11 protein-coding genes are annotated in these 10,049 nt (G+C 68.0%); 6 read left to right on the top strand and 5 right to left on the bottom strand.

Translation table 11 applies throughout. The annotated features are described in order from the left end of the window. Positions 1-19 precede the first annotated feature (19 nt). Together OG326_RS02335 and pknB are read left to right on the top strand one after the other, a co-directional pair. Positions 20-1,624: a serine/threonine-protein kinase gene (locus OG326_RS02335; RefSeq protein WP_327142977.1), complete on the top strand. Its 1,605-nt coding sequence runs from the start codon at positions 20-22 to the stop codon at positions 1,622-1,624. Then, the gene (gene pknB, locus OG326_RS02330) at positions 1,621-3,540 is read left to right on the top strand and encodes a Stk1 family PASTA domain-containing Ser/Thr kinase (RefSeq protein ID WP_327142976.1); all 1,920 of its coding nucleotides are present in this window, start codon (positions 1,621-1,623) and stop codon (positions 3,538-3,540) included. Before OG326_RS02335 ends, pknB begins: the two co-directional genes overlap by 4 nt. Positions 3,541-3,598: 58 nt before the next feature. Here pknB and OG326_RS02325 read toward each other — a convergent pair whose 3' ends face one another. The 3 genes from OG326_RS02325 to OG326_RS02315 are packed head-to-tail and all read right to left on the bottom strand — an operon-like array spanning position 3,599 to position 5,408. After that, entirely contained in the window at positions 3,599-4,057 is a 459-nt protein-coding gene (locus OG326_RS02325) for a dCMP deaminase (RefSeq protein WP_327142975.1), read from the bottom strand. After that, the gene (locus OG326_RS02320) at positions 4,047-4,739 is read right to left on the bottom strand and encodes a RibD family protein (RefSeq protein ID WP_327142974.1); all 693 of its coding nucleotides are present in this window, start codon (positions 4,737-4,739) and stop codon (positions 4,047-4,049) included. The genes OG326_RS02325 and OG326_RS02320 overlap by 11 nt, the downstream gene beginning before the upstream one ends. Before the next feature lie 30 nt (positions 4,740-4,769). Beyond that, the gene (locus OG326_RS02315) at positions 4,770-5,408 is read right to left on the bottom strand and encodes an aminodeoxychorismate/anthranilate synthase component II (protein ID WP_327142973.1); all 639 of its coding nucleotides are present in this window, start codon (positions 5,406-5,408) and stop codon (positions 4,770-4,772) included. A gap of 137 nt (positions 5,409-5,545) precedes the next feature. Here OG326_RS02315 and crgA point away from each other — a divergent pair, with 137 nt between their 5' ends. Together crgA and OG326_RS02305 are read left to right on the top strand one after the other, a co-directional pair. Beyond that, entirely contained in the window at positions 5,546-5,812 is a 267-nt protein-coding gene (crgA, locus tag OG326_RS02310) for a cell division protein CrgA (RefSeq protein WP_327142972.1), read from the top strand. A 73-nt stretch (positions 5,813-5,885) separates the two neighbouring features. Next, positions 5,886-6,323: a PH domain-containing protein gene (locus OG326_RS02305; RefSeq protein ID WP_327142971.1), complete on the top strand. Its 438-nt coding sequence runs from the start codon at positions 5,886-5,888 to the stop codon at positions 6,321-6,323. Positions 6,324-6,341: 18 nt separating this feature from the next. Here OG326_RS02305 and OG326_RS02300 read toward each other — a convergent pair whose 3' ends face one another. Both OG326_RS02300 and OG326_RS02295 read right to left on the bottom strand, forming a co-directional pair. Further along, positions 6,342-7,211, bottom strand: a complete 870-nt coding sequence (locus OG326_RS02300; protein WP_327142970.1) for a rhomboid family intramembrane serine protease — start codon at positions 7,209-7,211, stop codon at positions 6,342-6,344. Positions 7,212-7,239: 28 nt separating this feature from the next. Next, positions 7,240-7,767, bottom strand: coding sequence for a peptidylprolyl isomerase (locus OG326_RS02295; RefSeq protein ID WP_327142969.1), 528 nt, complete (start codon positions 7,765-7,767; stop codon positions 7,240-7,242). A 139-nt stretch (positions 7,768-7,906) separates the two neighbouring features. Between OG326_RS02295 and OG326_RS02290 the strand changes: the two genes are divergently transcribed. Together OG326_RS02290 and glmS are read left to right on the top strand one after the other, a co-directional pair. Further along, on the top strand, positions 7,907-8,176 hold the full coding sequence (locus tag OG326_RS02290) for a hypothetical protein (protein WP_327142968.1): 270 nt from the start codon (positions 7,907-7,909) through the stop codon (positions 8,174-8,176). A 20-nt stretch (positions 8,177-8,196) separates the two neighbouring features. Then, entirely contained in the window at positions 8,197-10,035 is a 1,839-nt protein-coding gene (gene glmS / locus OG326_RS02285) for a glutamine--fructose-6-phosphate transaminase (isomerizing) (protein ID WP_327142967.1), read from the top strand. Positions 10,036-10,049 lie beyond the last annotated feature (14 nt).

Genomic DNA, 10,049 nt, shown 5'->3' with positions numbered 1-10,049 from the left:
AAGGTAGACAGGGTCGGAAATGCTGAACAACGGTGCATTGATCGCGGACCGCTACCGGCTGCATCGGCTGATCGCCACCGGTGGAATGGGCCAGGTCTGGGAAGCTCTCGACACGCGACTCGATCGCCGGGTCGCGGTGAAGGTGCTCAAGGCGGAATTCTCCGCCGACCCCACCTTCCGCCATCGCTTCCGCACCGAGGCCCGGACCACCGCGCAGCTCAATCACCCCGGTATCGCCGGCATCTACGACTACGGCGAGACCATGGATCCCTCGGGCGGCGAAACCGCCTATCTGGTCATGGAACTCGTGCAGGGCGAACCGCTCAACGCGGTGCTCAGCCGGCTCGGCCGGCTGTCGGTCCAGCAGGGTCTGGACATGCTCGAGCAGACCGGGCGCGCCCTGCAGGTCGCACACGCCGCGGGCGTGGTGCACCGGGATGTGAAGCCCGGCAATATTCTGGTGACGCCGACCGGTCAGGTGAAGATCACCGACTTCGGCATCGCCAAGGTCGTCGACGCCTCACCGGTCACCAAGACCGGCATGGTCATGGGCACCGCCCAGTACATCGCGCCGGAACAGGCCACCGGCGAGGACGCCACCTCCGCCTCCGACGTGTACGCCCTCGGCGTGGTCGGCTACGAGGCGCTCGCGGGCGAGCGGCCGTTCACCGGTGACGGCGCGCTCACCGTGGCCATGAAGCATGTGCGGGAGACGCCGCCGCCGCTGCCGGCCGATCTGCCGCCGAACGTGCGCGAACTCATCGAAGTCACCATGGCCAAGGATCCGCAGCAGCGGTTCGCCACCGGCGGCGAATTCGCCGACGCGGTGGCCGCCGTGCGGTCCGGTAGACGGCCGCCGCCCACCGGCGGCATGGCGACCACCGCCATGACCGGCGGAGCCGCCCGCATCATGCCGCCCGACGGACCGACCGTCATGATTCCCGGCGGCCGCGGCGACCAGCCCACCATGCGCTATTCCACCCCGTCGCAGCAGATGCGGCAGCAGCAGCCCGGCGACGGCGCGACCGTCATGATGTCGGGTCCGCGCCCGCCCGCCGGACCGGTCACCCTGGCGCCGGCGACGACCGGCGGGGACGGCGGCGGCCGATTCACCAACAGCCAGAAGGCCATGGCCGGACTCGGTGTGGGTGCGCTGATCCTCGGCGCCGCAGCGGCTTTCGTACTGCTCAGCGGATCGCCGCAGGAGTCGACGCCGAATACCCGCACCAGCGTGGTGGTCGCACCGCCGCCGGTCATCACCACGACAACACCGCCGCCGACCACCACCACCCGGGAGCGGCCGGTGCCGCCGCCCGTCGTGACGACCGACGACCCGCCGACCACGACGGACGCGCCCACGACCACACCGGCGCCGACGACGACACCGCAAACCACGACCACACCGCAGACGACGACACCGCAGAACACGACCACCCGGCCGGCCTGGCCGACCACCAGTCGCTACCCGCGCCCCACCTGGGACATACCATCATGGCCAGCGGTTCCCGGGGCTCGCGGCTACGGCAACGGACACGATGAGTACGGGCAGGCGGTTCCCGGAACCGGTGGATATGCAGGAACGTCGGACAGCAGTGCTCCAGTCATCCCCCAAGGACAGTCATGACGACCCCGAAGAATCTCTCGTCCCGCTACGAGCTGGGCGAGATCATCGGCTTCGGTGGCATGTCCGAGGTGCACAAGGCCCGCGATCTGCGCCTCGGCCGCGATGTGGCCATCAAGGTGCTGCGCGCCGACCTGGCCCGGGACCCCACCTTCTATCTGCGTTTCAAGCGTGAGGCGCAGAACGCGGCGGCGCTGAACCATCCCGCCATCGTCGCCGTCTACGACACCGGTGAGGCCGAGATCGACGGCGGCCCACTGCCTTACATCGTGATGGAGTACGTCGACGGCGACACCCTGCGCGATATCGTGCGCGGCAAGGGCCCGATGGCGCCGCGCCGCGCCATGGAGGTCATCGCGGATGTGTGTGCGGCGCTGGACTTCTCGCACCGCAACGGCATCGTGCACCGGGATATGAAGCCCGCCAACATCATGATCAACCGCGCGGGCGCGGTGAAGGTGATGGACTTCGGCATCGCACGCGCGCTGGCCGACAGCTCCAACCCCATGACGCAGACCGCCGCCGTCATCGGCACCGCCCAGTACCTCTCCCCCGAGCAGGCCCGCGGCGAACAGGTGGACGCGCGCTCCGACGTGTACTCGGTCGGCTGTGTGCTCTTCGAAATCCTCACCGGCGAACCACCTTTCACCGGTGATTCGCCCGTCGCCGTGGCGTATCAGCACGTGCGCGAGGACCCCCGCCTGCCCTCGCACGTGCACCCCGGCGTGCCGCGCGAACTCGACTCCGTGGTTCTCAAGGCCATGAGCAAGAACCCGGCCAACCGGTACCAGACCGCCGCCGAGATGCGCGCCGATCTGATCCGGGTGCTGGGCGGGCAGAAGCCCACCGCGCCCATGGTCATGAACGACGAGGATCGCAACAACTTCCTCGACGACGATCTGCCGCCGCCGCGCAGCTACCGCACGGTCGAGCGGCGCGACGACACCACCGAACAGGAACTCGTCGAGGCCGGACGCGGCAGCGGTGGCGGTGGCCGCCGCAACTGGCTCGTCGCGGGCGTGGTCATCGCCGTGCTCGCCGTCGGCGCCGCGCTGTTCTGGGCATTGCTCGGACCCGGCAGCCATGCCGACCAGGTGGCCGTGCCCGAGCTCTCGAACCAGAATTACCAACTCGCACAGCGGGATCTGGAGAAGCTCGGCTTCAGCGTCGCCGTCCAGAACAAACCGGACCCGAAGGTCGCACAGGACAATGTGATCGCCACCCAGCCCCTGGGCGGCTCCCGCATCGACAAGGGCAGCACCGTCACCCTGCAGGTCTCCAGCGGACCGTCGCAGGTGGCGGTGCCGCGCCTGGCCGGATTGACCCAGCAGCAGGCCGAACAGCAGCTCAATTCCGTAGGGCTGCGGCTCAATCCGGATGTGCGCCGGGAAGCCTCGAGCGTCGACGAGAAGGACAAGGTCACCAGCCAGAATCCGGTCGAGGCGCAGAAGATCGACACCGGCGGACAGGTCACCATCAGCCTCGGCTCCGGCCCGGACAAGGTCCGCGTCCCGGATGTGGTCGGCCAGTCCATCGATGTGGCGCAACCGAATCTGACCGACAGCTCGGGTTTCAAGGTCACCATTCAGGAGGTGCCGAGCAACCAGCCCAAGGGCACCGTGATCAGCACCGACCCGGCCGCCGGCACCCAGGCCGACAAGGGTTCGACGGTGACCGTGCAGGTCGCCTCCGGTGATCAGATCCCCATGCCCAGCCTGATCGGCCTCTCCCCCGGGCAGGCGGCCGACGCGCTGCGGCAGCGCGGCTGGAACGGGCAGATCAGCCAGAACACGCAGAGCACCCTGGACCCCAGCGGGGTCGGCCGCATCATCGCCCAGCAGCCGTCCGCCGGATCGTCCATCGCCAAGAATCAGACGGTGACCATTACCGTCGGCGCGTCCCTGCTCGGCCCGCCGTGAGTTGACGAGCATCGGGGTGTGCGGGATTCCCGCACACCCCGATGTTCGGTGAGCACGGTTATAGCTGCAGGTGCCGGTTCATGGACATGGCTTCGTCTGCGAGATCGGACAATTCGACGACCTCGATGCCGTGTTCGCGGAGTTTCTCCACACCCTGGCAGTTATCCACAAAGGTGCCCGGTTCCCGCCAGGCGATGACCACGCGCCGAATGCCCGCCGCCAGAATGCGATCCGTGCACGGCGCGCGATCCTTGCTGCCGCGCTGCGAGCAGGGCTCCAGGGTGCTGTAGAGGGTCGTGTGCGGCAGGCGCGGGTCGTCGCCGAGCTTGTTCAGCGCGGACTCCTCGGCGTGCACCTTCTCATCGGTCTCCCGGGACCAGCCGTGCATGATCTCGACCCCGTCCGCGCCGACGATCACCGCGCCGACGGAGAAGGCGGTATCGCTGGGCGGGCACAGGCGCGCCAGGCCGATGGCATGGCGCATCCAGCCCCGATCTCCCCGTGTTTCATCCGGCACTCGAATCCTCCTTCGGCAGATAGCGCAGCAGGGCGATATCACCGATCCGGCTGACCTCGGCCAGCTGCATGCGGTGTCGAGAACTATCCACAATCGTCCCCAGGAAGCGGGGGGCGGCCGGATCGCCGATCACGAGCGGCGCGATCGCCATGCTGATCTCGTCGACCAGCCCGGCCGCCAGGAAGGCGGTGTGGATGGCGCCGCCGCCCTCCACCATCAGGCGTGCGATATCGCGTGTGCCGAGATCGTCCAGCAGGGTCGCGAAATCGACTGCCGCGCCCAGGGATACGACCTGGGCGAGACCGTCCAGGCGGTCGCCGATCCGCGCCGCGCCGGAATCGGTGGTGTAGACCAGTCTTTCGCCGCCGTGCTGCCAGAACCGCAGCGCCGGATCGAGATCCCCGGCCGCGGTCACGATCACCCGCAGCGGATATTCCGGCCGGCCGGCCGCGAGCCGCTGCAGGCGCCGGTCCGGATTGTTGACCAGCAGCCGCGGATTGTCGCTGCGCAGCGTCTGCGCGCCGATCAGAATCGCGTCGGAGGCGGCGCGCAGCGCATCGACCCGGTCGAAATCGGCCGCATTGGACAGCAGCAGCCGGTCGGGTCCGGCATCGTCGATATAGCCGTCGATGCTGACGGCCACCGACAGCAGCACGTGCGGTCGCCCTCGACCGGCTGTCATGCCGTCATGCCCGGTTCATTCGGTATGCCGTCATACCAGGGCCGCGACCTCCGCCTCGAGGGTCTTCACGAGCGCCTCGGCGGGACGCTCGCCGCACACGCCCAGCCAATTCGCCAGCATGCGATGCCCGCCCTGGGTGAGCACCGATTCGGGATGGAACTGCACCCCCTGGATCGGCAGGGTGCGATGCCGCATGGCCATGACGATGCCGGATTCGGTGCGGCCCAGCACCTCCAGCTCCGGCGGCATGGTCTCCTCGAGCACGGTCAGGGAGTGGTAGCGGGTGGCCGTGAACGGATCCGGCAGACCGGCCAGTACGCCCGCGCCGATGTGGAAGACCTCACTGGTCTTGCCGTGCAGCAGTTCCGGGGCGCGGGTCACGGTGGCGCCGAACGCCACGCCGATCGCCTGATGGCCCAGGCAGACGCCGAGCAGCGGTCGCTCGTGCCGGGCGCAGGCCTTGACGAGTTCGATGCTGACGCCCGCGCGCTCCGGCGTGCCCGGGCCGGGACTGATCAGAATTCCGTCGAACTCCTGCACGACCGCGTCGAGATCCGCCAACTGTGGGTCGTCATTGCGCCAGACAACAGCCTCGGCGCCCAGCTGTCCTAGATACTGGACCAGGTTGAACACGAAGCTGTCGTAGTTGTCGACGACCAATACACGCATGATTCGAGACTAGTGGGCGGGTCCCGCCGCGTCGCATGCAATACCGTCGTTTATTCCCCCAGAGTGGCTCGCACAGGTTGTGCTCGAGTGACCTGGGATAATGTCTACCGAGACTGCACGCCGAAACTGAGGACGTCATGCCCAAGTCGAAGGTCCGGAAGAAGACCGACTACACGATCAACCCGGCCAGCCGCACGCCTGTGAAGGTGAAGTCGGCCGGCCCGTCGCCGGTCTGGTACGTCGCCATCATGCTGGGCTTCATGCTCGCGGGTCTGGTGTGGTTGCTGGTGTATTACCTGGCAGCCGAGCACATCACCTGGATGAGCGATCTGGGCGCGTGGAACTTCCTGATCGGGTTCGGCCTCATGGTCGTGGGCCTGATCATGACCATGCGCTGGCGATGAGTTCCTTACACCACTGTTATTCATGCACACCTGTGGATGAGCTTGTGGACAACTCGAGGAGAAAGTGGGGAAAGTGACTGCTGAGCCCCAGCTCTCCTGGTCCACACCCCCGGCCGCGCTGGCCGTTTGCGGCCTCGGCGGCATCATCCTCGCCGTGGCCGTTGTCGTCTCGGACGACGGTCCGGGACGGCTGCTCATCGGCCTGGCCGCGCTCGGCCTGCTCTTCCTGGCCGGAATGGGACTGCGGCAGCGCCCGCGCCTGTCCGTGGAGCCCGGGCCGGTGCCGCACATCGTGGTGCGCGGCCTCACCGGGCCGCAGTACTACACACCCGAGCAGGTGCTGCGCGCCCGCGTGGTGAGCTATCGCCGCCTCGGACGCCGCATGCCCATGCTGGAAATGGATGTGGATCATCAGGGCGAGGAGAAGCTCATCATCTTCGGGCGCTGGGATCTCGGCACCCGGCCGGAGACCGTGCTCGACACGTTGCGCGGCTACCTCGTGAATCAGTAGCGCCTCACCACACGCCTGTCAGTACAGCGTGGGCGCACCCACCACGGTGACGATCACCGCGATCAGGCCCACCGCGGCCACCGCGATCCAGCCGATCCGCATGGCCAGGGCGGGCGTACTCGCGCGCAACCAGCGCGGCAGGTACAGGATGCCGCCGGCCGCGACGGTACCGGCCAGCAGGCCGCCCAGATGCGCCCAGACGGAGATGCCGGGCACCGAGAAGGTGATGATCAGGTTGATCACCAGCAGCACCATGATCTGGGTGAGGTTCTGCCGCGTCCGCAGCATCACCACGGCCACCGCGCCGAACAGTCCGAAGATCGCGCCCGAGGCGCCCGCCGAGGCCGTCAGCGGATCCGACAGCACGGTCACCGCCGCCGAACCGCCCAGCAGGGATACCGCGTACACCGACAGGTACCGGGCCCGGCCCAGCGCGATCTCGCAGTAGGGGCCGAGCACGTACAGCGCGAACATGTTCGCCAGCAGGTGGATCGGGCCGTAGTGCAGGAACGCCGAGCCGATCACCCGCACCCACTGCCCGTGCCCGACCAGCGCCGGCACCAGCATCCAGTCCACGAACAGATCCGAGCGCTGGTTGTCCATCACGCTGCGGGCCTGGAACGCGGTGATCGCGAAGACCAGCACATTCACCGCGATGAGCGACCAGGTGACATACGGTTCCGGGCGCTTGGACACCGCCGAACCGGCCTGATTGCGGACCGGCCGCACATCCTGGCGGCCCTGCTGCACGCATTCCACGCAGTGCTGCCCGACCGCGGCCGGGGTCAGGCACTCCGGGCAGGACGGTCGCCCGCACCTGGTGCAGGCCAGACCGGTGGGGCGGTCGGGGTGGCGGTAGCAGGTCGGTGCGGGCTGCTGCGGATTCATGGCGAATTCTCTTCGGGGTAGGCCGGATTCAGGAGAGGGTGATCCCGGAGATCGTGATCTCGTCCTTGGGCCGATCATTGCGGTCGGTGGCGGCATTCGCGATCGCATCGACGATCTTGCGCGAATCCGGGTCCACCACCTCGCCGAAAATCGTGTGCTTGCGATTCAGGTGCGGCTGCGGGCCGACCGTGATGAAGAACTGCGAGCCGTTGGTCGCCGGTCCGGCATTGGCCATGGCCAGCAGGTAGCCGCGATCGAAACGCAGGTCCGGGTGGAATTCGTCCTTGAACTCGTACCCCGGGCCGCCGCGGCCGGTGCCGGTCGGGTCGCCGCCCTGAATCATGAAACCGTCGATGATGCGGTGGAAGACCGAGCCGTCGTAGAACGGGCCCTCGGTGGTGCCGGAGGAGTTCTTGGTCGTGTAGGGCGCGGTGCCGTCGGCCAGGCCGAGGAAATTGCGGACCGTGGCGGGGGCGTGGTTACCGAAGAGCGCGATCTTGATGTCGCCCTGATTGGTGTGCAGCGTCGCAACAGCAGTCTGATTCGGTGAGGTCACGCAGCACAGCGTAGAGGCCGGGGTGGACTGCGCGGTTCCACGGCACACCAACAGTGACCGCGACCTGTTCGATGTGATTCTTTGCCCGGAATCGGGCACAAATGTTGGCGAAATGGAAATCATCGGGCAGGCTCAGGGCGTGACTGACGGGGTTCCGGTCGATCTGGTGCGCCATGTGGCGGCCTCCACGGGGCTGCCCGACGCCATCGCGGCCCGGGTGGTCGCCGATGTCGTCGGATATTTCGACGAGACGGCCGAGCAGTTCGTGCGCCGCAGACACGCCGAACTGCAACGCCGCCAGGTGCGCAATGCCGATATCTGGCAGCGCCTCACGAGCGAACTGGCGCAGCACCGGGTGGCCGCCCCCGAATTCACCGAACGGCAGCTGCGCCGCATCGTCTACGGATAGACAGAGGAGAGCTTCGCGCAATGTGTGGAATCGTCGGATACATCGGGCACCGTGAGTCCGTGCCGGTCCTGCTCGAGGGCCTGCACCGCCTCGAATACCGGGGCTACGACTCCGCCGGACTGGCCGTCCCGCACCGCGGCCGGCTGCGGATCACCAAAACCCAGGGCCGCGTGCAGGATCTGCGCAATCGGGTGGACGCGGAGGGCGCGCGCCTGCGCGGCACCGTCGGCATCGCACACACCCGCTGGGCCACCCACGGTGAACCCAGCGACGCCAATGCGCATCCGCACACCGACGGCAGCGGGCGGATCGCCGTGGTGCACAACGGAATCGTGGAGAACGCCGAACAACTGCGCGCCGCACTGACCGCCGACGGCGTGGAATTCCTCTCCGACACCGATACCGAGGCCATCGCGCACCTCATCGCCGCCTGCCTCGACGACACCGAATCGCTCGAGGACGCCGTCCGCACCGCACTGCACAGTGTCGAAGGCACTTTCGGTCTGCTGGTGCTGGATTCGCGCCGCCCCGACGAACTGGTCGTCGCCCGCAACGGCAGCCCCATCGTGCTCGGCGTCGGCGACGGCGAGATGTTCGTGGCCTCCGATGTGGCGGCGCTGGTGCACCACACCCAGCGTGTGGTCTTCCTCGACGACGGCGAACTGGCCACCGTGAAGGCGGGCGAATTCCGCACCAGCACACTGGGACTGGATGCCAGCCGAACCGACAAAACCCCCACCACCATCGATATGGCGGCCGAGGACTACGCACTCGGCGGCTATCCGGACTTCATGCGCAAGGAAATGGCCGAACAGCCCGACGCGGTCCGCCGGGCACTGCGCGGCCGGCTCGACGAACGCTTCGCCACCGCGATTCTGGGCGGACTGAACATGGACGCGCGGGAACTGCGCGGCATTCGCAAGGTCGTCTTCCTCGGCTGCGGCTCCGCCTATTACGCGGGACAGCTGGGCGCCCAGCTGATCGAGGAGCTGGCGCGCATCCCCGCCACCGCCGAACCCGCCTCCGAATTCCGCTACCGCAATCCCGTGGTCGACCCGGACGCACTGTACATCGCCATCAGCCAGTCCGGTGAGACCCTGGACACCCTGGCCGCGGTGCAGGAGCTGCAGCGCAAGGGCGGCCGGGTCATCGGCGCGGTGAATGCCGTCGGCAGCGCCATTGCCCGTGAATGCGGGGCCGGTATGTTCCTGCACGCCGGACCCGAGGTCTCGGTGGCCTCCACCAAGGCGCTCACCAATATGACCGTCTCCTTCGCCATGCTGGCGCTGCTGCTGGGCCGCGTGCGCGACCTGTCGGCCGCCGGGGGCGAGCGCATCGTCACCGGCCTGCGCGCACTGCCCGAGGCCATCGAATCGGTGCTCGACCAGGACGCCGAGATCGCCGAGATCGCGAACCGCTACGCCAAGGCGCGCAGCATGTTCTTCGTCGGCCGGGTGCGCGGCTGGCCGGTGGCCCGCGAGGGTGCGCAGAAGCTCAAGGAGATCTCCTACATCCACGCCGAGGCGTACCAGGGTTCCGAGCTCAAGCACGGCCCGCTGGCCCTCATCGATCCGGAGATGCCCAGCGTGGTCCTGATCCCCGGTGACGAACTGCTGGCCAAGAACATCACCACCATCGAGCAGATCAAGGCCCGCGGCGGACCGGTGATTGCCATCACCAATACCGACCTGCCCGCCGGGCTGGCCGATGCGGTCATCCGGGTCCCCGCGGTCGCGCGGGAACTGGATCCCATCATCCTGACCATCCCGCTCCAGCTGCTGGCCTATCACATGGCCGTCGCGCTGGACCGGGATGTGGACAAGCCCCGCAACCTCGCCAAGAGCGTTACCGTCGAGTAACCCCGGGACGCGCA

Source organism: Nocardia sp. NBC_01327, assembly GCF_035958815.1.
Classification (GTDB): Bacteria; Actinomycetota; Actinomycetes; order Mycobacteriales; family Mycobacteriaceae; genus Nocardia.
Note: the sequence above shows the minus strand (reverse complement) of the source record. Positions and strands in the feature narration are given on the sequence as shown.

Bases quoted from the DNA above. Each gene is read 5' to 3' on its own strand.
- pknB (WP_327142976.1), top strand. From the start codon at position 1,621: ATGACGACCCCGAAGAATCTCTCGTCCCGCTACGAGCTGGGCGAGATC.
- OG326_RS02335 (WP_327142977.1), top strand. From the start codon at position 20: ATGCTGAACAACGGTGCATTGATCGCGGACCGCTACCGGCTGCATCGG.
- OG326_RS02320 (WP_327142974.1), bottom strand. From the start codon at position 4,739: ATGACAGCCGGTCGAGGGCGACCGCACGTGCTGCTGTCGGTGGCCGTC.
- OG326_RS02300 (WP_327142970.1), bottom strand. From the start codon at position 7,211: ATGAATCCGCAGCAGCCCGCACCGACCTGCTACCGCCACCCCGACCGC.
- OG326_RS02315 (WP_327142973.1), bottom strand. From the start codon at position 5,408: ATGCGTGTATTGGTCGTCGACAACTACGACAGCTTCGTGTTCAACCTG.
- glmS (WP_327142967.1), top strand. From the start codon at position 8,197: ATGTGTGGAATCGTCGGATACATCGGGCACCGTGAGTCCGTGCCGGTC.
- crgA (WP_327142972.1), top strand. From the start codon at position 5,546: ATGCCCAAGTCGAAGGTCCGGAAGAAGACCGACTACACGATCAACCCG.